The organism is Plantibacter sp. lyk4-40-MEA-4, from assembly GCF_030209415.1.
In the GTDB taxonomy this organism is placed as follows: Bacteria; Actinomycetota; Actinomycetes; order Actinomycetales; family Microbacteriaceae; genus Plantibacter; species Plantibacter flavus_A.
In genome coordinates, this window is sequence record NZ_JARVSA010000004.1 from 274,985 (window position 1) to 299,864 (window position 24,880).

Annotated in this window: 19 protein-coding genes; 7 read left to right on the plus strand and 12 right to left on the minus strand. The window is 71.5% G+C overall.

From position 1 onward, the window contains the following. Positions 1 to 31: 31 nt before the first annotated feature. From QRN44_RS09370 to QRN44_RS09390, 5 genes are all read right to left on the minus strand, one after another. The gene (locus QRN44_RS09370) at positions 32 to 985 is read right to left on the minus strand and encodes a carbohydrate ABC transporter permease (RefSeq protein ID WP_079003217.1); all 954 of its coding nucleotides are present in this window, start codon (positions 983 to 985) and stop codon (positions 32 to 34) included. Then, on the minus strand, positions 985 to 1,911 hold the full coding sequence (locus QRN44_RS09375) for a carbohydrate ABC transporter permease (protein WP_071258845.1): 927 nt from the start codon (positions 1,909 to 1,911) through the stop codon (positions 985 to 987). The genes QRN44_RS09370 and QRN44_RS09375 overlap by 1 nt, the downstream gene beginning before the upstream one ends. A gap of 7 nt (positions 1,912 to 1,918) precedes the next feature. Next, positions 1,919 to 3,229: an extracellular solute-binding protein gene (locus QRN44_RS09380; RefSeq protein WP_285038978.1), complete on the minus strand. Its 1,311-nt coding sequence runs from the start codon at positions 3,227 to 3,229 to the stop codon at positions 1,919 to 1,921. 50 nt (positions 3,230 to 3,279) lie between these two features. Next, a complete protein-coding gene (locus QRN44_RS09385; RefSeq protein ID WP_285038979.1) occupies positions 3,280 to 4,470 on the minus strand; it encodes a Gfo/Idh/MocA family protein in 1,191 nt (396 codons plus the stop codon). A gap of 202 nt (positions 4,471 to 4,672) precedes the next feature. Next, positions 4,673 to 5,743: a LacI family DNA-binding transcriptional regulator gene (locus QRN44_RS09390; RefSeq protein WP_285038980.1), complete on the minus strand. Its 1,071-nt coding sequence runs from the start codon at positions 5,741 to 5,743 to the stop codon at positions 4,673 to 4,675. A gap of 187 nt (positions 5,744 to 5,930) precedes the next feature. On the opposite strand from QRN44_RS09390, the gene xylA reads away from it, so the two are divergent. The 3 genes from xylA (at position 5,931) to QRN44_RS09405 (ending at position 10,086) form a co-directional block, all read left to right on the plus strand. Further along, complete coding sequence (xylA, locus tag QRN44_RS09395) at positions 5,931 to 7,121, plus strand: xylose isomerase (protein ID WP_064295008.1); 1,191 nt, start codon at positions 5,931 to 5,933, stop codon at positions 7,119 to 7,121. Positions 7,122 to 7,251: 130 nt separating this feature from the next. Next, entirely contained in the window at positions 7,252 to 8,679 is a 1,428-nt protein-coding gene (locus QRN44_RS09400) for an FGGY family carbohydrate kinase (protein ID WP_285038981.1), read from the plus strand. A 369-nt stretch (positions 8,680 to 9,048) separates the two neighbouring features. Continuing rightward, positions 9,049 to 10,086, plus strand: coding sequence for an NADPH:quinone reductase (locus QRN44_RS09405; protein WP_285038982.1), 1,038 nt, complete (start codon positions 9,049 to 9,051; stop codon positions 10,084 to 10,086). A gap of 25 nt (positions 10,087 to 10,111) precedes the next feature. Here QRN44_RS09405 and QRN44_RS09410 read toward each other — a convergent pair whose 3' ends face one another. The 4 genes from QRN44_RS09410 to QRN44_RS09425 are packed head-to-tail and all read right to left on the minus strand — an operon-like array spanning position 10,112 to position 15,465. Then, positions 10,112 to 11,224: a glycerate kinase gene (locus QRN44_RS09410; RefSeq protein WP_285038983.1), complete on the minus strand. Its 1,113-nt coding sequence runs from the start codon at positions 11,222 to 11,224 to the stop codon at positions 10,112 to 10,114. A gap of 4 nt (positions 11,225 to 11,228) precedes the next feature. Further along, entirely contained in the window at positions 11,229 to 12,281 is a 1,053-nt protein-coding gene (locus QRN44_RS09415) for a M24 family metallopeptidase (RefSeq protein ID WP_121293753.1), read from the minus strand. Beyond that, the gene (locus tag QRN44_RS09420) at positions 12,278 to 13,438 is read right to left on the minus strand and encodes a Gfo/Idh/MocA family protein (protein WP_285038984.1); all 1,161 of its coding nucleotides are present in this window, start codon (positions 13,436 to 13,438) and stop codon (positions 12,278 to 12,280) included. Before QRN44_RS09420 ends, QRN44_RS09415 begins: the two co-directional genes overlap by 4 nt. Next, complete coding sequence (locus QRN44_RS09425; RefSeq protein ID WP_285038985.1) at positions 13,435 to 15,465, minus strand: DUF6807 family protein; 2,031 nt, start codon at positions 15,463 to 15,465, stop codon at positions 13,435 to 13,437. Before QRN44_RS09425 ends, QRN44_RS09420 begins: the two co-directional genes overlap by 4 nt. A gap of 126 nt (positions 15,466 to 15,591) precedes the next feature. Between QRN44_RS09425 and QRN44_RS09430 the strand changes: the two genes are divergently transcribed. From QRN44_RS09430 to QRN44_RS09445, 4 genes are all read left to right on the plus strand, one after another. Next, complete coding sequence (locus QRN44_RS09430; protein WP_285038986.1) at positions 15,592 to 16,560, plus strand: NAD-dependent epimerase/dehydratase family protein; 969 nt, start codon at positions 15,592 to 15,594, stop codon at positions 16,558 to 16,560. A gap of 14 nt (positions 16,561 to 16,574) precedes the next feature. Beyond that, positions 16,575 to 17,516, plus strand: coding sequence for a 5-dehydro-4-deoxyglucarate dehydratase (locus QRN44_RS09435; protein ID WP_285038987.1), 942 nt, complete (start codon positions 16,575 to 16,577; stop codon positions 17,514 to 17,516). A 2-nt stretch (positions 17,517 to 17,518) separates the two neighbouring features. Next, on the plus strand, positions 17,519 to 18,613 hold the full coding sequence (locus QRN44_RS09440) for a mandelate racemase/muconate lactonizing enzyme family protein (RefSeq protein WP_285038988.1): 1,095 nt from the start codon (positions 17,519 to 17,521) through the stop codon (positions 18,611 to 18,613). 72 nt (positions 18,614 to 18,685) lie between these two features. Continuing rightward, the gene (locus QRN44_RS09445) at positions 18,686 to 20,347 is read left to right on the plus strand and encodes an aldehyde dehydrogenase (NADP(+)) (RefSeq protein WP_285038989.1); all 1,662 of its coding nucleotides are present in this window, start codon (positions 18,686 to 18,688) and stop codon (positions 20,345 to 20,347) included. A gap of 502 nt (positions 20,348 to 20,849) precedes the next feature. Here the strand turns inward: QRN44_RS09445 and QRN44_RS09450 are convergent. The 3 genes from QRN44_RS09450 to QRN44_RS09460 form a co-directional block, all read right to left on the minus strand. Further along, the gene (locus tag QRN44_RS09450) at positions 20,850 to 22,049 is read right to left on the minus strand and encodes a dienelactone hydrolase family protein (RefSeq protein ID WP_285038990.1); all 1,200 of its coding nucleotides are present in this window, start codon (positions 22,047 to 22,049) and stop codon (positions 20,850 to 20,852) included. Between the two features lie 443 nt (positions 22,050 to 22,492). Then, on the minus strand, positions 22,493 to 23,854 hold the full coding sequence (locus QRN44_RS09455; RefSeq protein ID WP_285038991.1) for a Gfo/Idh/MocA family protein: 1,362 nt from the start codon (positions 23,852 to 23,854) through the stop codon (positions 22,493 to 22,495). Further along, positions 23,851 to 24,861, minus strand: a complete 1,011-nt coding sequence (locus QRN44_RS09460; RefSeq protein WP_285038992.1) for a DUF6807 domain-containing protein — start codon at positions 24,859 to 24,861, stop codon at positions 23,851 to 23,853. Before QRN44_RS09460 ends, QRN44_RS09455 begins: the two co-directional genes overlap by 4 nt. Positions 24,862 to 24,880: the final 19 nt, after the last annotated feature.

Below are 24,880 nucleotides of genomic sequence, written 5' to 3' on the forward strand. Positions count from 1 at the left end.
GGTTCCGTCTCCGGTCGACTCGCGACCGGCACTACTTGCTGAAGCCGGCGGTCATGCCACTGATCAACTGGCGTCGGCCGAACAGGTACAGGATGAAGATCGGCAGGGTCGACAGCACCACGGCGGCGAGCACGGCCGGCACGTTCACGCTGAAGGAGCCCTGGAACGTCCACAGCGACAACGGCAGCACCCGGTTGCTCGGCGACTGCGTGAGCACGAGCGGGAACAGGAAGCCGTTCCACACGTTGAGCGCGTTGTAGAGCGCGACCGTGACGATCGCCGGCCGGGCGAGCGGGAGGACGAGCGAGACCAGGGTCCGCCAGCTCGACGCCCCGTCGACGGTCATCGACTCGAACAGCTCCTTGGGGATGTCGCGGATGAAGTTCGACAGGATGAGCACGGTGACGGGCACCGCGAAGCCGATCGACGGCAGGATCAGCGCCAGGAGGGTGTCGTAGAGTCCCGCCTTGCTGAGCATGTAGAACAGCGGGATGATCGTCGCCTGCAGCGGGATCGCGAGGCCGAGCAGGAAGAACGAGAACGCTCCCCGCGTGAACCGGGAGTTGGTGCGCACGATCGCGTACGCGGCCATGAGGCAGACGAACACGGTGACGGCGACGCTCGCGACGGTGATGACGACGCTGTTGCCGAGATAGAGGAAGAAGTCGCTCTGCAGGACGAGGGCGTAGCCGTCGAGGGTCGGGTCGGTGGGCGGGATGAGCTGGTTGCTCGAGAAGAACCCGGCCTGCGGGCGCACGCTCGTGATGACGATGTAGTAGATCGGCAGCACGATGATGAGCAGCCAGATCCATGCGCCGATCCCGCCGATGATGTTCGGCTTACGGCGGGCACCGCGGGGGCGCCTGCCGCGCGTCTCGTGCTCGCCCGGGCGTCCGCGCTTGGACCCGGCGGTCGAGACGCTGACCGTGTCGAGGCTCCCGGTCGGGAGCGCACCGGGCTTCGTGAGTGGGTTGGTCGCTGACATCAGAGGCCCTCCTGCTGACTGTCCATCTTGGCGAAGCCGCTCAGTTTGGTGAGCAGCAGGGCGATGGCGAGACCGATGACGGCCAGGATGATCGCCATGACGCTCGCCTGCCCGAACTGGCTCGCGGAGAAGCCCGTCACGTACATGAGGATCGGGAGGATGCGGGTGCCGGCGCTCGGAACGCCGCCGGTGAGCACGAAGATCACGTCGAAGTAGGTGAGCGAACCGATGATCATGAGCGTGGACGACGTCACGAGCGTGTACCGCAGCTGCGGGAGCGTGATGTGGAAGAACTGCTTGACCGTCCCCGCGCCGTCGATCTCGGCCGCCTCGTAGAGGGACGCCGGGATCTGCCGCACGCCACCCTGGAACAGGAGCGTGTGGAAGGGCACGAACTGCCACGCGATGATGAAGATCACGACGAAGAGCACGAGCTGCTGGTTGCCGAGCCAGTCCTGCTTGAGGAACGGGATGCCGAGCGACGCCGACAGGCCGAAGTTCGGGTCGAGGATCGCCTTGAACGCGATGGCCGTCGCCGCCGACGACAGCAGGAGCGGCAGGAAGAAGATCGCGCCGAGGACGGCCCGGTTGCGCTGCTTGCCGGCGGTCCAGGTCCCGAGCAGCAGGCTGATCGGGGTCTGGACGATCCAGGAGATCACGATGACCTTGAGGGTCAGGACGAGGGCGTCGATCGCGACCGGGTCGACGAGGACGGAAGCCCAGTTGTCGAGGCCGACCCACGCGGGGTCGGTGATCGCATCCCAGCGGGTGAAGCTCAGGTACAGGGCGACGATGAGCGGGATGATCGCGAAGACGAGGAAGAAGCCCAGCGCCGGCGCGACCATCCAGCCGCTGGGGCCGGTGCGGCGGCGCATCGCTGCCGCACCGGCCCCTCGGGCCCCGTTCAATGGACGGGTGACGGTCATCGGGAGATCACTGTCCGATCGTCTTGTTCATGTTGTCGGAGAACTCCTGCGGGGTGATCTGCAGGTTGAACAGCTGGTCGAGGTTCGTCAGCAGCGCGGTCGCCTGTGCCGGCGGGAGCGCCTGGTCCCACGACATCTGGAAGTTCTTGGCGTTCTTCGTCAGGTCGTAGACGGTCGTGCCGAAGTCGCCGCCGGCGTCCGCGATCTCGGAGTCGATGTCGGTGATGGGCGGCACCTGGCCGGCCTTCACCATGCGGTCGATGTAGCCCTTGTCGAACACGCCCTCGGTGAGGTACTTCAGCGCGCTGGCCTTCTGCTCCTTCGTCGCCGAGGCGGAGATGGAGAAGTACCCGGACGGGTTGCCGACGATGTTCGACGGGTCGCCCTTGCCACCCGTGACAGCGGGGAAGGTCGTGTAACCGAGACCCTTCTCGGCGAACTCGGCCGCCTGCTGCTTGAAGGTCGTCATGACCCAGGCGCCCTGGAGCATCATCGCGGCCTTGCCCGTGTAGAGCAGGGCGACGTCGGCGTTGCTGTCGGCGGTGACCGAGGCGTAGCCGTCGACGAACGCGCCGGCCTTCACGAGCTCCTGGATCTTCTCGTTCGCCTCGATGATGCCGGGGTCGCTCCACGCGTCGGCCTCGCCGGCCATGATCTTGTTGAAGGCCTCGGGTCCGGCGACGCGGTCGACGAGGTACTCCTCCCACATGAGCGACGGCCACTTGGAGGCACCGGCGAGCGAGAACGGGGCCACGCCTGCGGCCTTGAGCTTGGGGATGGCGTCGACGATCTCGTCGAAGTTCGTCGGGACCTCGACCCCGGCGGCCTTCAGGACGTCCTTGTTGTAGTAGAACATGATCGGCGTGGTGGCGTTCATCGGCACCGCGTAGACCTTGTCGTCGATGACGCCCTGGTTCCAGACGGACTCGAGGAACTTGCCCTTCGCGTCCGCGGTCTCCGAAGTGATGTCGGCGACCTTGCCGGCGTCCACATAGGAGTTCAGGGTGCCGCCCGCCCAGCTGTAGATGATGGTCGGGGCGCTGCCCGCGCCGACGGCCGTACGGATCTTGGTCTTGTAGGCGTCGTTCTGGAAGTAGGTCGCGGCGACCTGGCCGTCGGCGTTGGCGCCGTTCCACTCCTTGAGCGACGGGCCGAGGACGGTGTCCTCGTCGGTGCCGGTGAGGCCCCAGAGGGTGGCACTGCCACTCGGGGCGCCGCCGCCGCTGGAGCAGGCGGTCGCGCCGAGCATGAGGGCCGAGACGCCGAGGGCGACTGCGGCCAGTCGGGTCCGACGGCGGGATGAAGTACGAAGCGTCATTGCGTTCTCTCCTTGGTGGGTGCTGCTGCTGATGGTGCGATGGGGACGGATCAGTCGGTGGGTGTCCAGGCGCTGCCGTTCGCCGCGCTCGACTCGACGGCACGCAGGACCCGCTGGACCTGCAGCCCGTCGGCGAAGGACGGCTCGGGATCGGTGCCGGCGGTGATGGCCTGGACGAGGTCGCGCACCTGGTGCGAGAACGGGTGCTCGTAGCCGATGCCGTGACCGGTCGGCCACCAGGCGGCCATGTACGGGTGCTCCGGCTCAGTGACGACGATGCGCGTGAAGCCCTGCTTACCGGCAGGAGCGGTGGCGTCGTACACCTCGAGCTCGTTCATCCGCTCGAGGTCGAAGGCGATGGCTCCGCGGGAGCCGCTCAGCTCGATGCGGAGCGCGTTCTTCCGGCCGGTCGCGTAGCGGGTGGCCTCGAAGGCACCGATCGCGCCGTCCGCGAGTCCGCCCGTGAGCTTCGCGGTGAACCAGGCGGCGTCGTCGACGGTGACCGCGCCGCGTTCCTCCGAGGCGGTCCCGCTCAGGCCGACGGTCTCACCGAGGAGCGGTCGCTCGGTGACGAAGGTGGCGAGCGTCCCGCTGACGGTGTCGAGTCGGGCACCGGTCAGGTGCTGCACGAGGTCGATGGCGTGCGCGCCGATGTCACCGAGCGAGCCGGAGCCGGCCTGGTCCTTGTCGAGGCGCCACGTCATCGGGCCCTCCGCGTCGCTCAGCCAGTCCTGGAGGTAGAGCGCGCGGATCTGACGGACGTCGCCGAGCGCGCCCTCCGCGATGAGCTGGCGGGCGTACCCGATGGCGGGCACACGACGGTAGCTGAAGCCGACCATGGAGCGGACGCCGCGGGCCCTCGCCGCCTCGGCCGCGGCGACCATCAGCTCCGCCTCCTCGACACTGTTGGCGAGCGGCTTCTCGCAGAGGACGTGCTTGCCGGCTTCGAGGGCGGCGATCGCGATCTCGACGTGCGAGGAGCCGGGCGTGCAGACGTCGACGATGTCGATGGACGGGTCGGCGATGACGCTCCGCCAGTCGGTCGAGGCCGACTCCCAGCCGAACTTCACGCGGGCCGCTTCGAGTGCTTCGGCGTTGCGGCCGACGATCGTCGCCATGACCGGTTCCGCGTCGAGGTCGAAGAAGCGCGGTGCGGTGCGCCAGGCCTGCGAGTGTGCGGCTCCCATGAAGCCGTATCCGATCATCGCCACCCGGAGTTCCGGCCGTCCGCTTCCCGCCATGTGCAACGCTCCCGAGCTGCTCGCGCAGCTGCGGCCCCGGGGTTCCGGATCGCTTCGCTGCGGTGCCCTGAAGCTAGCCCCGCCGCCTGTTCCCCCGCAACTTCCCTATCCCGCATTGGAAACTTTTCGCACCCATCGCCAGCCCGTCCACCCCCACCCTTACCCGCGAACTGTCACTCCGGCACATTCCCGACCGCCGGGACTAGCGGCGAGTGACAGTTCGCGGGCTAGGGGTGGGCGGGGCAGCGGTCGAACCCCGGACGACGAGGGAGGTGGCGAGGTCGAGGCGGATGTTGTCGACCGTCTCGGACCGGAGCTTCAGCACCAGGCGGGTCGCCTCCTCGGCCATCTCGATGAGCGGCTGCCGGATGGTCGTGAGAGCCGGGCCGACCCACTTGGCCGGCGGGACGTCGTCGTACCCCACGACCGACAGCTGCTCCGGGATCGAGATCCCGAGCGAGCGCGCAGCCTCGTAGACGCCGAACGCCTGCATGTCGTTGCCGGCGAAGATCGCGGTCGGTCGGTCCTCGAGCTGCAGCAGTTCGAGCGCCAGGACGCGTCCAGCCTCCGGGATGAACTCCCCGCGGCGCAGGATCGTCTCGTCGAGCGGGATCCCGGCCTCCTCGAGCGCGGACCGGTAGCCGGAGACCCTCGCCCGCGAGCACATGAGGTCCTGCGGGCCCGAGATCAGGCCGATCCTGCGGTGACCGAGCTCGATGAGGTGGCGCGTCGCGGCCATCCCGCCGGACCAGTTCGTGGAGCCGATGGCGGCGACCTCCGGGCCCGGGTCCCCCGCCGGGTCGACCACGACGACCGGGATGTTGCGCGTGTGGAGCTGGCGCCGGTACGCCGGGTCGATGTCCGAGAACACGAGGATGACCCCGACCGGCTTCCGCGAGATGATGCTCTCGACCCAGCCCTCACCGGTCGAACGCCGAGCGCCCGTCTCGGTGAGGGTGACGCTCATGCCGTGCTGGCGCGCGACCTTCTCGACACCGCGGATGATCTCGAGCGACCACGAGCTGTCGATGTACTCGAAGACGAGCTCGATGAGCGAGCCCTGCGCGAGCTCGGCACCGCGGCGACTGTACCCGTGGCGGTCCAGCAGCCGTTCGACGATCTCCCGGGTGTCCGGCGACACCCCCGGCCGCCCGTTGAGCACCTTCGAGGCGGTCGACACCGACACGGAGGCCTCCCTGGCGATGCGCGACAGGGTCGCGCGTCCGCCAACGGCACCGGGTCCAGCGGTCTGCACCGCGAGGTCGTCGCTCATCCGAGTCCTCCGATCCCGCTCCGTCGGGCCGGACGGCCGTCTCTCCAGCGAGAAGTTCTGCCCATGCTAACGAAATATTTCGCGACCTTCGACCGGTGACGCGAGGCCGACGATCTGCTAGTCTCGACTATAAGTTGTGGTTAACAACAAATCATCCACTCACCAACGACGTTGAAGGACTGCACGCATGAGCCTCACCCCCACCAAAGCCGATCGGTTCTCCTTCGGCCTCTGGACGATCGGCTACAACGGGACCGACCCGTTCGGTGGCCCCACCCGCCCCGACCTCGATGTGGTCGAGGCCGTCACCCGCCTGAACGACCTCGGCGCCTACGGCCTCACCTTCCACGACGACGACCTCTTCGCCTTCGGCTCGACCGACGCCGAACGCCAGAAGCAGATCGACCGCCTCAAGCAGGCGCTCGCCGACACCGGCGTCATCGTGCCGATGGTGACCACCAACCTGTTCAGCGCGCCCGTCTTCAAGGACGGCGGCTTCACCTCGAACGACCGCGCCGTCCGACGCTTCGCCCTCCGCAAGGTGCTCCGCAACCTCGACCTCGCCGCCGAGCTCGGCGCCAAGACCTTCGTCATGTGGGGCGGCCGCGAGGGTGCCGAGTACGACTCCGCGAAGGACGTGCAGGCGGCGCTCGAGCGCTACCGCGAGGCCGTCAACTTCCTCGGCGACTACGTGACCGACAAGGGCTACGACATCCGCTTCGCGATCGAGCCGAAGCCCAACGAGCCCCGCGGCGACATCCTGCTCCCGACGCTCGGCCACGCGATGGCGTTCATCGAGACCCTCGAGCGCCCGGAGCTCGTCGGCATCAACCCCGAGGTCGGCCACGAGCAGATGGCGGGCCTCAACTTCACCGCCGGCATCGCCCAGGCGCTGTATCAGGGCAAGCTCTACCACATCGACCTCAACGGCCAGCGGGGCATCAAGTACGACCAGGACCTCGTCTTCGGGCACGGCGACCTGCAGAACGCGTTCTCGCTCGTCGACCTCCTCGAGCACGGTGGCGTGAACGGCGGCCCCGCGTACGACGGCCCGCGTCACTTCGACTACAAGCCGAGCCGCACCGAGGACATCACGGGCGTGTGGGACTCCGCAGCCGCCAACATGCGCATGTACCTGCTGCTCAAGGAGCGCGCCGAGGCGTTCCGCGCCGACCCCGAGGTGCAGGAGGCGCTGGCCGCCGCCCGCGTGCCCGAGCTGCGCGAGCCGACGCTCAACCCCGGCGAGACCGTCGAGCAGCTGCTCGCCGACCGCTCGTCGTACGAGGACTTCGACGCCGACGCCTACTTCGGCGGCAAGGGCTTCGGGTTCGTCCGCCTGCAGCAGCTGGCCGTCGACCACCTCATGGGCGCGCGCTAGCCGACACCCGCGAACCTGGCGTTCCGTCTCCCGATCCGAGAGGATCGGGGGCGGAACGCCGTTCCGCGTTCCACCCCCACAGCAGACCCGGCGGTCACCCGACCGCCCACCACCGAGAACAGGGAGAGCGATGACGCTCGTCGCCGGCATCGATTCGTCCACCCAGAGCTGCAAGGTCGTCATCCGCGACGCCGAGACGGGAGCACTCGTCCGCGAAGGACGTGCGGCGCACCCCGCCGGCACCGAGGTCGACCCGGCCGCGTGGTGGCAGGCGCTGCAGGAGGCGGCCTCCGCCGCAGGCGGATTGGCAGATGTCGCCGCGGTGTCGGTCGCGGCGCAGCAGCACGGCATGGTCGCGCTCGACGTCGACGGACGCGTCATCCGTCCGGCACTCCTCTGGAACGACACCCGGAGCGCGCAGGCCGCGACGGACCTCATCACGGAGTTCGGCGCTGCGGAACTCGCCCAGCGGACGGGGTGCGTCCCCGTCGCCTCCTTCACGATCACGAAGCTGCGCTGGCTGCGCGATGCCGAACCCGCGAACGCCGCCGAGGTCGCCGCCGTCGCGCTCCCCCACGACTGGCTGAGCTGGCGTCTGCGCGGCTTCGGCCCAACCGACGAGAGCCCACTCGGCGCGGACCTCGCCGAACTGACGACCGACCGATCCGACGCCTCCGGCACCGGGTACTGGTCGCCCGCCGACGGTGAGTACGACCGCGAGTTACTCGTCGCAGCGCTCGGCCATGATGCGATCCTCCCGCGTGTGCTCGCGCCGGAGGAGTCGGCCGGCACCGGTGTCGACGGTGGCATCATCGGGCCGGACACCGTCATCGGGGCGGGCGCCGGTGACAACGCGGGAGCCGCCCTCGGGCTCGGGGCGACGGCCGGCGACGTCGTCGTGTCGATCGGGACGAGCGGGACGGTGTTCGCCGTGACGCCGGCCGTGGTCCGCGACAGCTCGGGCACCGTCGCCGGGTTCGCCTCCGCCGACGGCGCGTTCCTGCCGCTCATCGCGACGCTCAACGCCGCCCGGATCCTCGACGCGGTGGCCGCGCTACTCGGCGTCGACCACGCGGAACTCGGTCGACTCGCGCTCGAGGCCCCGGCCGGAGCGCGCGGTCTCGTGCTCCAGCCGTACTTCGAGGGTGAGCGCACGCCGAACCGGCCGGACGCCACGGCGACCCTCTTCGGCATGACCCTGGAGTCGACGACGCGGGAGGGGCTCGCCCGGGCGGCGATCGAGGGGCTGCTCTGCGGACTCGCCGACGGTCTCGACGCGGTGCTCGCGCAGGGCGTCACGGCGGAACGAGTCCTCCTCATCGGCGGAGCGGCGCAGAACCCGGCGGTGCAGGCGATCGCCCGCGAGGTCTTCGACGTCCCGGTCGTCGTGCCGGCACCCGGGGAGTACGTCGCCGACGGCGCAGCGGTGCAGGCGGCCTGGGTGCTCAGCGGGACCCGTCCGGTGTGGACTGCGGTGGGGGCCGGCGACGGTGCGGTTCGGGCGGTCGCTGCCGACGCGTCCGGGATCGCCCGGGAGCAGTACGCCGCCCGAGCCTGAGGCGGTGCCCGAGGCGACCTCCACCGGTCCCGGGGCCGACCTCCGCCGGTCACCGAGCCGACCCCCACCGGTCACTGAGCCTGTCGAAGTGCCACACACCGGAGCCTCCCGAACCGCAACGCCACCCCGGGGGCCCTTCGACAAGCTCAGGGAACGCGTATCCCCCCGGTCACTGAGCCTGTCGAAGTGCCACACACCGAAGCCCCCGAACCGCAACGCCACCCGGGGGCCCTTCGACAAGCTCAGGGAACGGATATCCCCCATCGGTCACCGAGCATCACCCGGTCACTGAGCGAACATCCACCGGTCACTGAGCCTGTCGAAGTGCCACCACGGAATCTTCCGCGGGGCGGAGACGTTGGCGACGGTATGCGATCGATCGTCTACTCCACCAACGGTGACCCGTCCGTCCTCCACCTCGTCGAGCGCGAGCTCCCCGAGCCCGGCCCCGGCGAGGTCCGCGTCAAGCTCGCGTTCTCCGGCGTCAACCCGACCGACTGGAAGACCAGGCGCGGCGGCGGCCCCTCGGGTGGCATGCCGTTCCCCGAGGTCGTCCCGAACCTCGACGGTGCCGGCGTGATCGACGCGGTCGGCCCCGCTGCCGGCGACGCGGCGACCACCTTCGCCGTCGGTGACCGCGTCTGGGTGTACCTCGCTGCACACGAGAGCCCGCTGGGCACGGCCCAGGAGTTCACGGTCCAGCCCGCCTCCCGTGTGGTCCCCCTGCCCGACGCCGCGTCCTTCGAACTCGGCGCCAGCCTCGGTGTCCCCGCGATGACCGCGCACCGTGCACTCACCGTCGCGCAGGATGGTCCGACCCGCCTCACCCCCGGTGCCCTCGACGGCCGGACGGTCCTCGTCCAGGGTGGCGCCGGCGCCGTCGGCAATGCCGCGATCCAGCTCGCGCGCTGGGCGGGCGCGACGGTGATCAGCACCATCAGCAGCGACGAGAAGGCCCGCCTCGCGACCGCCGCGGGAGCGCACCACGTCGTGAACTACCGCGAGGGCGACACCGCCGCGGCGATCCGCGAGGTGGCGCCCGACGGCGTCGACCTCGTCGTGGAGGTCGCGATCGCGCAGAACCTCCCCCTCGACCAGGCGGTGCTCGCCCCGCGCGGCACGGTCGTCAGCTACGCGAACAACGGCGGTGACTCGATCACGCTCGACATCCGTCCGCACATGGGGCTCAACACACGGCTCCAGTTCATGCTGCTCTACACGGTCGGCGACGCCGCACTCCACGCCGCCGCTGAGGACATCACCGCTGCGATCGAGGACGGCGCGCTCCACGTCGGCAAAGACCACGGTCTGGCGCTGACGGTGTTCCCGCTCGCCGAGACGGCTGCGGCCCACGCCGCCGTCGAGGACGACACGGTCGGGAAGGTCCTCATCGACGTCACCGCTTGACGTACGTCACCGCCGGGTGACGTGATCAGGGGCGGTACTGGGTGGCCAGTGCCGCCCCTGCCGCACGCAGGTGGACGAGCGGTTCGGCCATCGCCGCCTCGACGCCGCCGGCCAGCTCCGTGAGCGAGGCCGCCGCGAGGAAGATCCCCTCGGTGGGCGCCTGGATCGCTCCGGCGACGAGCATGGTCCGGTCCACCGCGAGCCCCGCGACCCAGGATGCGACCTTGCCGTCGGCCGTCTGGTCGTCGAAGCGGCCCTCGCCCGTGATCACGATCGACGCCGCGGCGGCCGCTTCCGTGAGGGCGATCGCCTCACCGACACCACCCGCGCCCGAGGTGGCGGTGGCTCCCCACACGAGGAGGCCGAAGCCCGCACCGCCCGCGGCACCGGCGCCGGGTTCGACCGCTGCCGCGTCAGCGAGGTCCTGGCCGAAGGCGTCCTGGGCTCGACGCGCGAACCGCGCGAGGTTCGCGTCGAGGACGGGGATGTCCGTCGCGTCTGCCCCCTTCTGCGGTCCGAACACCGCTGCGGCGCCGCGGTCGCCGAGCAGCGGGTTGGTCACGTCGCTGAGGATGACCGCACCGTCGGCCGGCAGCGCGCGGAGGCCGGTGGTGTCGATCCGGTCCAGGGTCGCCAGCCCCGCATTGCCGTGCGCCGTCGAACCGCCGTCGGCGTCGATCAACCGGGCCCCCAGCGCGGACAGGAGTCCGGCTCCGCCGTCCGTGCTGGAGCTTCCGCCGATCGCGAGCAGCAGTCGTCGCGCACCGTGGTCGAGCGCGGCTGCGATGGCCTCGCCGAAGCCGACGGTGTGCGCTGCGAACGGCTGCAGGGGGTCGAGGAGGGTCAGCCCGCTCGTCTGCGCCAGTTCCACGACCGCGGAGCCGTCGGGCAACTCGAGCCATTCGGCGTCCACCGGGTCGCCGACCGGGCCGGTGACCGTGATCGGGTGCCGACGCGCTCCAGGGACGGCGGCCGCGAATGCGTCGAGCGTGCCCTCGCCGCCGTCGGCCATGGGAAGCGACTGCAGGAGGTCATCCGGTCGGACGGTCCGCCACCCGTCGGCGATCGCCTCAGCGACCTCCGCGGCGGTCGCCGTGCCCTTGAACGAGTCCGGTGCGATGACGATGTGTTGGGTCATGTCTTCAGCCTCCCACGGTGGACGGGATCTGGTGGGTCGAGGCCGAGCTCGTCGTCAGCACCTCGACACCGTCCGGCGTGACCACGACGGTGTCCTCGACCTTCACGCCGGGTGCGGTCGGGTTCCAGGCGAAGGCCTGCCAGGGCTGGACGACATCGCTCGCCCCAGGCGTGGCGCGCGGATCGCGTCCCGCGTAGCCGGCCGCACCGCCCTGATGGTGTTCCGTCCACTCCTCGGCGTCGAAGCCCTGCTCGGCGTAAGCGGCACTCCCCGTCCGGAGGATGTCGGCGAGCGAGGCACCCGGCACGGTGGCGTCGAGATAGGCACGTTCGACGGCCCGGATGCGCTGCATGTCGGTGGCGAACGGCTCGGCCGGGGTGCCGCCCTCGTCGAACCACCGCGTGAGGTTCACGATGAGCCCGTCGCGGCGGCCGCAGGCGACGACCATGGCCCGGGAACCGAGTCGCCCCTCGGTCGGCAGCGGGTGCCGATGGGCGAGTCTGTGCTCCCCGGCGACGAGGAGGACGAGAGGGTCGATCCCGGCCGCGACGAGGCGCCCGGCGAGGTCAGCGGCGACCTCGCGTTCCGTCCAGGCAGGAGCGACCTCGTCGACGAGCGTCTCGAGCGCCGACGTCGTCGCCCGCCCGAGCGAACGGAACCGCGAGAGTTCGGCAGGGAGGAGCGACGCACGCGCCGCCCGAAGCTCGGCGGCGACGTCGGACTCCTGCAGCACCCCGTCCCCACTCGGCAGCACCGTGTCGATCGGCGTGTGCCACGGCACCGTCCGAACGCGGATGTCGGGCAGCTCCTCGGCCTGCAGCCGGTCCACCTCGTTGGAGGTCGCGACGAGCCACGCGTCGCCCGGCGAGACCACGACCGCGACGATCGGGTCGGCCGCGAGACTCACATGGACGCGCGAGCCGTCGAGGTACCAGCTGACCGCGGCGGCGGACCGCAGCACGATCGTGCCTGCTCCGCGGGCCTCCAGGAGCGACACGAGCCGGGCGTGCTTGCGCCGGCGGTCGTCCTCGTCCGGCCCGGGTCGCTCGTCGTTCATCGCCGGGCCCAATCGGCCCCGAGTTCGGCGAAGGTGCTGCCGGTGGCGGCCGCTTCGGCCACGAGCTCCTCGATTCTCGGGATCACCGGGCGGCGCTCGTCGCCCGTCCCGAACCACTCGACGAGATCAGCGGGGATGGGGTGCGGCGCTGGGGCCGATCGGACCGCGTCGAGGACGGCGGTGAAGGCGGACGCGTCGGCCAGGGAGCTGACGAGTGCGGCGTCCTGACCCGCCCGGACCGCCTCGCGCGCGCGGAGGAGGTCGGGGAGCAGCTCGGTCCGGCCTGTGGTCCAGCGTCGCCGGGTGACACCGTCGACGACCACCTCGACCTCGTCGCGCGTGTAGTGGAACCGGATCGAGCCGAGCTCCCCGCGCACCGTGACCACCGGGTCGTTCGTCGCCTGCGCGCACAGGGTGAGCGCCGCCGTCATGACCGGACCGCGCTGTGGGATGATGCGGACGACCGAGGTGTCGTCGGCCTCGATGTCGTTTGCCCGGTACTGATCGAGGTCGATGGTGGCGATCGCCGCACGGTCGGTCGTACCGCCGAGCCGCAGCATGGTCTGGACCGCGTGCGCGAGGGGGTTGGTGACGACACCGTCCACGACGGGCACACCGTCGAGCGAGCGCCTGCCCGACCATGCGGCACGCGTCCAGTACCCGACGGTGCGGACCCAGGTGCCCCTCGCCTCGAGCGCTGTCACGGCCCCGATCTCCCCGCTGTCGACGATGGCCGCGATCTCGCCGATCGCGTGGGACCCGAGGCTCTGGAACCCGACCTGCACGAGCCCGCCGGTCCGGGCGGCGGTGGCCTGCAACCGATCGAGTTCGTCGTTCGAGGTCACCGGCGGCTTCTCGAGCAGGACGTCGGCGCCGTGCTCGAGGGCGGCGACGGCGAGGTCCAGGTGCGTGTGGATCGGCGTCGAGAGGATGACGACGTCCACCCGCCCGTCGGCGAAGCACTCCTCGAGTGAACCGCGGAGCGGCGCGTCCCCGGTGGCGCGGTCCTCCTCGGTGAAGGTCCGGTCGACGAGGCCGACGAGGCGGATCGCGCCGGTCGCGGCGAGCGCCCTGGCTGCCGCCACGTGGCTGGCGCCATGGCCGTGGATCCCGACGACCACGACGGTCGGGACGGTGGTGTGGTCGGTGCTGGTCATGCGTCACTCCCTGTGCTGCGCGGTTCGGTGCTGCGCGGTTCGATGCGGCGTTCCTCGGCCGTGAGGAGCGCGCAGTGGATGGCGTCCGCCTGTTCCGCGTCCAGGGCGCCGTCGACGACGACCGCCTCCAGACCGGTGACGAGCGGGGTGTCGGCGGTGATGGCGGTGCGGGTGATGGCGGCGAGCGAGACCCCGACACCCGGGTACTCGGCCGCACGGACGAACCAGGGGAAGGCGTTCGCTGCGGGCTGCCGGAACAGGACGGTCGTGGGGCGTCGAGCCGGCGTCGGGGCGGACTCGGCCGCGTCACCCGTCTCCGGGTCGGCGCTACCGTCGGCGTCGAGGACGAAGGCGACCCACGCCGCACGGGAGCCGTGCGCGGTCGACTCCCCTGGCCCCTCCGCGCTGAGGACGGACCGTCCGGCGTCCGCGGGCAGCCGCCAGAACCATCCGCCATACCCGGCGCCCTCACGACCGTTCGTCGCCGGCGATCCGATCGTCACCGTCGATCCCGTCGTCTGCAGGACGCTGGAGACGGCGACGCGGAGCGCCGACCTCCCGCTCCCGACATCGGATCCGGGCAGGGCGAACGCCTCGACGACCGTGCTGCGCGACTCCCGCAGCTGCGTCGTCCCGTCGCGTCCGGTCCAGTTGAGCGACTGACGCAGCACACCGGCGTGCACCTCGGTCTCGGTGACCCGCTGGACACCGTGGTTGTCGAGCATCGTCGACCCCTGCCCGGCGACGTAGGTGCGACCGCCCCAGTAGGAAACGCCGTCGACGTCGGCGACGGCCATCGAGAACCCGACATGGTGGGGGTGGTCGTCGGGGCCGGATTCCGTGACGACGGTCCCGCCGAGCGAGGTGACGGGGTGCGCGAACGGTCGCGGGGCGTCGGTCGGTCCGAGGCCGCTGCCGTCGTGGAGGACGAGGACCTCGCGGTCGCCGAGCCGGGCGGTCAGCTCCGGTGACGTGGGGTGCTGCTCGGTTCCGTGCCAGACCGGCGGACTCGCGGCCGGGCGCGCTGCGGTGCTCTCCCGGGCGACGAACCGCGGTCGGAAGACGAGCGGGTGTCCACCGTCCGCGCCGCCGATGGTGTCGCGGAGTCTGGTCCACGCCTCGGCACCGAGCTCGCGCCGCGGGACGGACACCGTGCTGAGCGCCGGCACCGCGAACGCCGCGAACGGGATGTCGTCGAAGCCGACCACACTGAGCGCCGAGGGGACGGACACACCGGCACCGCGGAGCGCCGAGACGAGCCCGAGGGCGACGAGGTCGTTGAAGGCGACGACGGCGGTCGCGTCGTGCTGCACCACCGTCTCGACGACCGCCGCGCCGTCCACCAGCGCAGAGCCGGCCGTCACGATGTCGACGGAAAGATCGCCGAGGTCCGAGCGGGCGCGGGCGATACCGACCCGTCGGAGGCGATCGCCCTGGCTCGCGGCGGGCCCGGCGAGGTACAGGATGTGCCGGTGCCCGAGTGCGTGCAGCTCGGCGAGCACCTGCTCCATGCCGCTCGCGTAGTCGATGGACACCGACGGAACAGGCGAGTCGGCGAGCTCGCGGTTGACGAGCACGACCGGGTGCAGCTCCGCGAGTAACGCTCGAAGCTCCGGCTCGGCCAGGCGGGGTGAGCAGAGGACGATCGCGTCGCAGCGACGACGGGCTTCGCGGGCCGCCGCCGCCTCGTCGGCCGGGTCCTCCTCGGTGTCGGTCACGAGGACGCGGTAGCCGTCGGCCGCCGCGGCCCGGGTGACCCCGCGCAGGATCTCCTGGAACATCGGGTTCTCGAGGTCGGGCACGACCACCCCGATGGTGTTCGTGCGGCCGAGCGACAAGCTTCGGGCAAGCATGCTCGGCCGATAGCCGAGGGCCTCGACCGCGGCGAGGACGCGGTCGGCGATCGCCGCGTCGACGGTGGCCTTGCCGTTGAGCACGCGCGACACGGTGGCCTTCGAGACGCCCGCCTGCACGGCGACGTCCGAGATCGTCGGCGTCGGGCCAGCAGCGGGGAACCGGTTGCTCATACGTCCTCGTCCAACTCATCATGGGTGGTGCCGTCATCAATCATCTTATAGGCTCACCCCGAGAAACCGGTTTCTTGATCAGCGCGGTCGGCCTGGTCGACCCGGACGTGGTCAGAGAGGACACCGATGCGCATCATCGTCACCGGCGGCGCAGGACGACTCGGGCGGAGCGTCGCGAGCGCCCTCACCGAAGCAGGCCACGAGGTCGTCTCCGTCGATCGGACCGACCCCGGGCTCCCCGGCGTCGAGGGCCGGACCGCGGACCTCCTCGACCACGACGCCACCCATGAGCTCTTCGCCGCCCTGCGGCCCGACGCGGTCGTGCACCTGGCGGCGATCGCCGTGCCCTTCAGCGCGCCGGAGCACGTCATCCTGTCGACCAACCAGACGCTCGCCTTCACCGCCCTCACCGCGGGGATCGCCGCCGGAGCCACCCGGCTGCTGGCCGCGAGCAGCCCGACCGTCATCGGCTACGGCGCCCCGCACGGGTGGACGCCCGAGGCGCTCCCCATCACCGAGGAGCACCGGGTCGCCCCGTGGAACGCCTACGCGCTGTCGAAGGTCGCGATCGAGTCGATGGTCGCGATGCTCGCCCGAGCCCACCGCGACGCCGTCGTGACCGGCACCTTCCGGCCGTGCTTCGTCGTCTCCCCGGAGGAGTGGGAGGGCGCACCGACGCAGCAGGGGCACACCATCGTCGACCGGCTCGCCGATCCCGCCCTCGCAGCCGTGTCCCTGTACAACTACGTGGACGCGCGCGACGCAGGTCGCTTCGTCGCCGCCTGGATCGATCGCGCGGAAGCCCGGCACTCCGGTGAGATCTACTTCGTCGGTGCCGACGACGCACTGGCCCTCGCGCCCCTGTCCACCCTGCTGCCCGCTCACGTCCCGAGCACCGCCGGATTCGCCGACGGACTCGTCGACCGAGCCGCCGCCTTCAGCAGCGCGAAGGCCTCCGCCCACCTCGGGTGGCGGCCGGAGCACGACTGGCGATCCGTGCTCAGCCCCGCCGAGGCGGCCAGGCTCACCGATCTGCTCGCCGCCGACACCGGCCGGCCGGCCACCATTCCTGTTCCAGCCCCAGCCCCACGATGACGAGGACCTCCACCATGCCAGCACCGCTCGCCTTCGACGGCGTCCTGTACTTCCCGATCACCCCCTTCGACGCCGCGGGCGAGGTCGACCTGAGGCTCCTCGGCACCCACCTCGAGTCGCGACTCGAACACCGACCCGGTGGAGTGTTCCCCGCCTGCGGCACCGGCGAGTTGCACGCGATGTCGCCGTCGGAGGCCGCCCGCGTCGTCCGGCGGACCGTCGAGGTCGTCGACGGCGCCGTCCCGGTCATCGGTGGCGCCGGAGGAGGCGTGGCGACCGCGAAGGAACTCGCCGTGGCGGCCGAGGAGGCGGGAGCCGACGCGATCCTGCTCATGCCGCCGTACCTCGTCTCCGGGCCGGCGGCCGGACTGCAGGCGTACGTCGAGGACGTCCTCTCGGCGACGAGCCTCCCGGCGATCGTCTACCACCGGAACAACGCCCGGTACACGACGGCGACGATGCGCCACCTCGCGCGCAACCCGCAGGTCGTCGGCTTCAAGGACGGCGTCGGCGACGTCGCGGCCGCCCAGGACATCGTGCTGGCGGTGCACGAGGAGGGACGAGACGACTTCGCCTTCTTCAACGGCCTCCTCACCGCCGAGCTCACGCAGGCCGCCTACCGCAGCATCGGCATCCCGCTCTACTCCTCGGCCGTCTTCGCCATGATGCCGGAGCTCGCGACGCTGTTCTACCGCGCGTACACCGAGCACGACGAGCCGCTCCGAGAACGCCTGCTGCGCGAGTTCTACCGCCCACTGGTCGGCCTCCGCGACGAGACCCCCGGCTTCGCCGTGTCGCTCATCAAGACCGGCGTCCGGCTCGGTGGCCTCCCGGTCGGTTCCGTGCGATCGCCCTTCGTCGATCCGACCCCCGAGCAGACCGACCGCCTGGAGGCGCTGCTCGCGACCGGCGCCGACCTCGTCGCCGAGCACGCGACCCTCGCCACAGGGCGCTGACGATGCCGGGGATCGCCTCCATCACCACCTCGCTCGGCCGGTTCACCATGCCGCGCCCCTGGGTGCCCGAGGCGCCGTGGCTGCATCTCATCCGCGTGGACGTCGTCGACGCCGAGGGGGCGACCGGCTCGGGCTTCACGTGGACACCGACGATCGGAGCGACGGCCGTCTGCGCGCTGCTCGACGACGACATCACGGCCGCCGCCCTCGGAGCGACGACCGACCCCGAAGCGCTCTGGCCCCGGCTGTGGGCGCATCTGCACGAGGCCGGTGGTGGCGGGATCACCACGATCGCGCTCGCCGGGCTCGACACCGCGCTCTGGGACCTCCGTGGGCGACGGGCCGGTCTCGGGCTCTCCGACCTCCTCGGCCGTCGACGCGACACGGTCCGGGCGTACGGCAGTGGCGTCAACCTCCACCTCGACGCCGCCTCGCTCGCCGCGCAGGTCGAGCGGTGGATCGCGGCGGGCTACGACGCCGTCAAGATCAAGGTCGGTAAGCCAGACCTCGCCGAGGACGTCGACCGCGTGACGATGGTGCGCGAACTGCTCGGACCGGACCGCCGGCTCATGATCGACGCGAACCAGCGCTGGGACGTCGACCGCGCGGTCTCGTCCCTGGAACGGCTCGGCGTCGTCGACCCGGCGTGGATCGAAGAGCCGCTGCGCTCCGACGACACCGCGGCGTACGAACGGCTGCGCCAGGCGACCGACATCCCGATCGCTCTGGGCGAGAACGTGCACACGATCCACCGGTTCCGCGACCTCGTCGACCGTGGCGTCGCCGACGTCCTGCAACCGAACGTGGTGCGCGTCGGCGGCATCACCCCCTTTCTCGCGATCGCCGCGCTCGTCGACGACGCCGGGCTGACGCTCGCGCCGCATCTGCTCCCCGACCTCTCCGGGCAGCTCGCCCTCGCCCTCCCGCAGGTCACCGAGGTCGAGGACGTCGAGGACGCGGGCTTCGTGGCCATCGGCGCCATCGATCCGCCCGGACCGGTCACCGTCGCGGACGGACTGGTGCAGGTCGAGCAGCGACCCGGCCTCGGATTCGTCATCCGCGACCGGATCGCCGAGAGCGCTCCTGTCGCGCACTGACCCGTCCGCCGCCCGATCCGCCACTCGCCCGATCTCCACCAGCCGCATCCGCATCCCCGAGGAGTCATCACCATGCACGACACCGACCACAGCACCGGCACGATCGACCGCACCACCCCCGCCAGGTCGCGCACCGACGATTCGGACAGCGTCCGCGGACGTATCGACGACGCCGACGGCAGCGGCAACGGCGGCAGCAGCAGCAGCGTGGGCCACGGCGGCGAGACCGTCGCCCCCGCAGGTCACACTAGCGACGCCGCGTCCGATGCGGGACGTGCCGCCGTTCCGACCCTCGACGAGGTCGCCGCGGCAGCAGGCGCGGCCTCCTCCGAGCTCGCATCCACCGTGCCCTCGACCCGCGCCGCCTGGCTCGAGGCCGTCGCCGACGCCCTCGACGGACGGGTCGACGAGCTCGTCGCACTCGCCGACGAGGAGTCCCACCTCGGGACCGCGCGCCTCACGGGCGAGGTCGCGCGGACGACGGGCCAGCTGCGGCTGTTCGCCGCCGTCCTCCACGACGGCGCATTCCTCGAGGTCGTCATCGACCACGCCGATGCCTCCGCCACCCCGCCCAAGCCGGAGCTGCGACGCATGCTCCGGCCGACGGGGCCGGTCGCGGTCTTCAGCGCGTCCAACTTCCCGTTCGCGTTCTCGGTCGCCGGTGGCGACACGGCGTCAGCCCTGGCTGCCGGATGTCCGGTCATCGTGAAGGCGCACTCCGCCCACCCGCGGCTTTCGCGACTGACCGCGACGATCGTCACCGAGGCCTTGCGCTCGGCCGGCGCCCCGGACGGCACGTTCGCGCTCGTCGAGGGTCGCGAGCAGGGCACCGCCCTCGTGCAGCACCCGGCGATCACCGCGGTCGGGTTCACCGGCTCACTCGCCGGCGGGCGCACTCTGTTCGACCTCGCGTCGCAGCGGCCGGCCCCGATCCCGTTCTACGGCGAGCTCGGCAGCACGAACCCCGTCGTCATCACCGAGGCCGCACTGCGGGGCGAGGCGGCAGGTGAACTCGCGCGCGGACTGGCGGCGTCGTTCACCCTCGGTGTGGGGCAGTTCTGCACGAACCCCGGTCTCGTGCTCGTGCCGAGCGGCAGCGGGTTCGCCGAGCTCGTCGCGCAGGCCGCGGCGGACACCGTCGCCGGGCGCATGCTGACGCCGGGCATCGCCGAGTCGTACGCCGCGGGCACCGCTCGCGCCGCCGGCCATCCCGGGGTACGGACGCTCCTCGGCGGCGGGACGGCGGCTGCGGATTCCGGCGTTCCGACCGTCCTCGCGACCACCGCCGCGACGGTGCTCGACGCCCTGGAGGTCCTGCTCGAGGAGATCTTCGGGCCGGCGACGCTCGTCATCGAGGTCGCGGACGACGCCGAGCTGCACGCGGTCCTGGCCGAGGTCGGTGGCGCGCTCACGGCGACCGTGCACGCGGCGCCCGGTGAGGACATCGCCGGTCTCGTGTCGCGGCTCGAGCCGATCGCCGGGCGAGTGCTCTTCGGGGGCTGGCCGACGGGTGTCGCGGTCGGCTGGGCGCAGCACCACGGCGGACCGTGGCCGGCGACGACCTCGCTCCACACCTCGGTGGGCGCGTCGGCGGTGCGCCGCTTCCAGCGTCCGATCGTCTACCAGGACGCACCCGAGCGTGTGCTCCCCGAGGCCCTGCACGAGGCGAACCCACTGCGTCTCCCCCGCCGCGTCGACGGCGTCCTGGAGCTGCCCGTCCCAGCCCGCGCCTGACCGCCGTCCTGTCCGTCCCCGACTCAGGACTCCCCCGGCGTGCCGCCCCAGCCCAGCCCCGACACACCGGACGTCTCCTGAGAAGGGGACACCCCACCACCCACACCCACCCACGTTCACAACTCAGGACGCACCCGGCGCGCCACCCACCCCAGCCCCGTCCCACACCCCAACACGCCGCACCCGTCCTGAATTGCGAACACCGCGACCACCGTCCCCAACTCAGGACTCCGCCGGCGTGCCGCCCCAGCCCAGCCCCGACACACCGGACGTCTCCTGAGTTGGGGACACCCCACCGCCCACACCCACCCACGTTCACAACTCAGGACGCACCCGGCGCGCCACCCACCACAGCACCCGCCCCGGGCCCGACACGCCGCAACCGCCCTGAATTGCGAACACCGCGACCACCGTCCCCAACTCAGGACTCTCCCGGCGTGCCGCCCCAGCCCAGCCCCGACACACCGGACATCTCCTGAGTCGGGGACGGGACCAGGGTCGGTCAGGCGAGGGCGGCGGTAAGCCAGGCGCGCAGCTCGGCCTGCATCGAGGCCGACCAGCTGTGCGGTTCGTCATGGAACGTGCCCGTGTAGGCCGAGCGCTCGCCACCGGACCGGTACCGCTCAGTGAGCATCGCGTGGGCATCACGCATGCCGGCCGGCTCGAAGAGCTCGTCGCGCTCGGCGTACTGGACGAGGAGCGGCAAACGGGGGCGCAGGGATGCGAGCTCCGGCCAGTCGCCGACCCGTGACAGGCCTGGTGACAGGAACGTCCACGAGTGCTGATCGGCATGCCCGTCGAGCACCCCGTCGAACGTCGACATCATCGCGACCACGCCGGCAGCGCGGATCCGGTCGTCCATGGCTGCGAGCAGAACGGCCCGGGCACCGCCGCCGGAGAGACCGAAGCACGAGACGGCTCCGGAACGGACCCCGGGCGCGGCCGCCAGCTGGTCGACCGCGATGAGGTCGTCGCGGAGGACGAGACCGGCGAGCGACGTGCTCAGGACGCCCAGCTCCTTCGCGAGCTGCGGCTCGTTGGCCCCCGCGAGAAGCTCGGACCGCTGCCCGGGCGACACCGCCGCGGGCTGCTCCCCGCGCTGCACCGACGCGAACCGACGACCGGCGAGCTGCAGGTCGACGGTCCGATGGAAGCGTTCGGCGACGGCCTCGTCCGGGATCCGCCGTGATCCCCACCCGAACGCATCGTGCACGAGCACGGCGAACCCGTCGCGCGCGAGGTCGGACGCGACGGCGCGGCCTCCGTAATAGCGGTCGCGGAACGCCTGCAACTCCTCCCGTGACACGGACGTCGTGGCAGGGACACCGTCGGGTCCGTCCGCGAGCTTCTCCCGCCCGACGCGCGTGAAACCGCCGTGGTCGTGCAGCGCCAGCGCGCCCGGGAGCGGGCTCGTCTCGCCGGCCGGACGCAGGAGCCACGCCGACGTCGGCACACCGAACCCGGTCGACCAGCGGAGTTCGACCCCGTCGACGCCGTCGCGGGTCCAGCGGCCGAGCTCCTGGGGCGGCTCGGGCTGCACCGGTCGTGGGAGCACACCGAGGACCTCGGCGAGGCGCGTGCGCGTGGTGTCGAGCGATCCGTCTGCGGTACTGATGCCCCGGATCGACTCTCTGAACCGGGCGGCTAGCGCCCGCAGACCGGGGTCGCGGCCGGGTGGAGGTGCGAACGACCTGGCGCGCACGTTGACACCCTCGTCGGGCGAAGATGGGGCGGTCGTCGGGCGCACTTCGACAGGCTCAGTGACCGGGGTCGCCCCATCGACCGGAAACAGGGCGGCGGTCGGCACGGGCGTCGGGCGCACTTCGACAGGCTCAGTGACCGGGGTTGCCCCATCGACCGGAAACAGGGCGGCGGTCAGCACGGTCGTCGGGCGCACTTCGACAGGCTCAGTGACCGGGGTTGCCCCATCGACCGGAAACAGGGCGGCGGTCAGCACGGGCGTCGGGCGCACTTCGACAGGCTCAGTGATCGGGGTTGCCCCGGCGACCGGAACGGGCTCGGTGGCCGGAACAGACTCAGCGGCCGAAGCAGACTCGGTGATCAGGGCGGGCCCGGTCACCGGCTCAGCGGCCGGGATCGACCCGACGTCCGAGTCGGCGCCGGTGCCGGCCTCCGGGCCGCAGCTCACGGCGCGATCGTCGCGACCGGACGCCCGGTCAGCAGCGACTCGTTCCCGGCGATGCCGACGGAGATCGCCCGCACGCCGTCGTCGTAGCCGGCGGGCCGTCCCAGTTCGTCCTCGGTGACGCGGTCGAACAGGTGCCGCAGCAGGAACGCGTCGCCGCCGCCGTGTCCGCCGACGCCCTCGGGGATCTCGATCTCGCGGGCCTCCTCCCAGTGGCGTTGCAGCACGAGGCGTTCTCCGCGCGAACGCACCGGCGCGACGGACGCGGCGCCGTTCGCGGTCTCGTCGTCGCCGCTCAGGCTCGGGTCGAGGACGACGCGCCCATCGGCCCCCACGAGCACGGCGGCGCGCTCCACGACCTCGAGCTCGACCCTGCCCTCCGTCCCGTTGATGGAGACGCGGTACCCCTCCCACGGCGCGTGGGCGTTCAGGGAGTAGCTGAGCGAGGCGCCCCCGTCGTACTCGACGAGGACGGACAGGTTGTCCTCGATGTCGATCCCGGGCGAGAAGACGTCGCGGTCGCGCAGGTATCCGTCGTGCTGCTCGGCCCGCAGGTAGAGCGACTCGAGCCGCGGGTCGTCACGCAGGTCGAGGGCGAACGGGTCGTTCGGGCGATCGCGAGCCGCCGCCTCGGCGTCGTCCGGTACCGATCCACGTCCCGGACGCGCAGCGAGCCCGCGTTCGGCCGCGTTGGCATCGCCGTAGAAGCGGAGGCCGCCGGTGGCGTAGACGGAGGCCGGCCGAGCCCCGATCCACCAGTTGACGAGGTCGAAGTGGTGCGACGCCTTGTGGATGAGGAGCCCGCCGGAATGCTCCTTCTCACGGTGCCAGCGGCGGAAGTAGTCGGCGCCGTGCACGGTGTCGAGCACCCACTCGAAGTGCACGCCCGTCACCCGTCCGATCCCACCGTCCTGCACGATGCGGCGCAGCTCCGAGTTCCGCGGGCTGTAGCGGTAGTTGAAGGTCGTGACGACGTTCCGGCCGCTCTCGGCGACGGCCGCCGCGATGCGCTCGACGCCCTCGCGGTCGATGGTGAGCGGCTTCTCGACGACGACGTCGGCACCGGCGAGGAGCGCGCGCGAGACGATCTCGGCGTGCGTGAAGTCGGGGGTCGTCACGATCACCCGGTCGACGCGCTGCTCGGCGATCATCCGCTCGACGTCGCCCGGGCCGTATCGAGCCGGCAGCGGGACACCCTGCTCGGCGAGGACCCCCTCGTAGTGGTCGAGCCGGCCGGGGTTGCTGTCGCTCCAGGCGACGAGCTCGGCGACGTCGGCGTGCGGGCCGACGATGGCGTCGAGGTACATCTGCGAGCGGTGTCCGGTGCCGACGAGGGCGTAGCGTTCGCGGGTCGTGGTCATGCGCGTGGGTCCTTCCGGGTCGGTGCGGCGGGCGTTGCGATGGACGCGCTGTCGTGGGGATCGGAACGGCCCGAACGCGAGCGTTCGAGTGCGTCGCGACCGGATGCGGCGAGCGCCACAGCCCGGCCGTCACCGGCTGCACCGTCGGCGACGACGACGGCGTAGCGGAACTCGAGGGTCTCGTCGGCTCCGAACGGCAGCTCCTCGCTGAAGAAGGGGGCCGGGCAGAGTCCGGCGAACTCCTCGGTGCGCGCGAACCACTGCGGCGGGTGCGCGGGGTTCCGGACGTCGTCGACGATGACGATGCTCGACGCCGCGGACGTTCCGTCGTGGAGGCCGGTGAACCCCATCCATGCGTGGCGGGTGCCGCGCAGCTCCTCGCCGCCGCTCCCGTCGGGGGTGTGGAGGGTGCCGCCGGTAAAGGATCGTGGGCCGCGCCAGAAGAGCCCGCCGTAGCCGGCGTTCTCCCGACCCTTCGTCGTGGGCGACCCGATCGACAGGTCCCGGCCGGAGACGTTGCGCATCCGGGTCTCGAAGGTCAGCGTCCAGTCCCCGGCGGCCGGTCGCACCGTGAGCGCGCGCTCCTCGTCGACGACGTGCCGACCGTCCTCCGTGATCCAGGCGAGGGTGTGCGCGAACCGCACCTCGCCGGGGTCGGCACGGACGTCCGTGACCGCGACGTGCTCGGAGCGGCCGTTGTTCGCGAATTGTTCGTAGGCGGTCCCGGTGAAGGTCGGGCCACCCCAGAAGTTGTCGTCGCCGACGTGCGGGAGGGCCCACGCGATCCCGGTGTGCCAGACGTGATCGTGCGGTCTGGCCAGCGTCACGAGCGCGCCACCTGCCGTGCGCACCGGGTGGAGGTACGGCTTCGGCGATTCGCGCTGGACCGTGTCCGGTCGGTAGGTGTACCGCAGGATGTCGATCCCGTCGAGGTGCACGGTGACGGCCGAACCGACCTCGTGCGTCAGCGCGAGACCGGTCGGACGGGTGCGGTGGTCGGTCGTCACGGGATCCCCTCGGATGAAG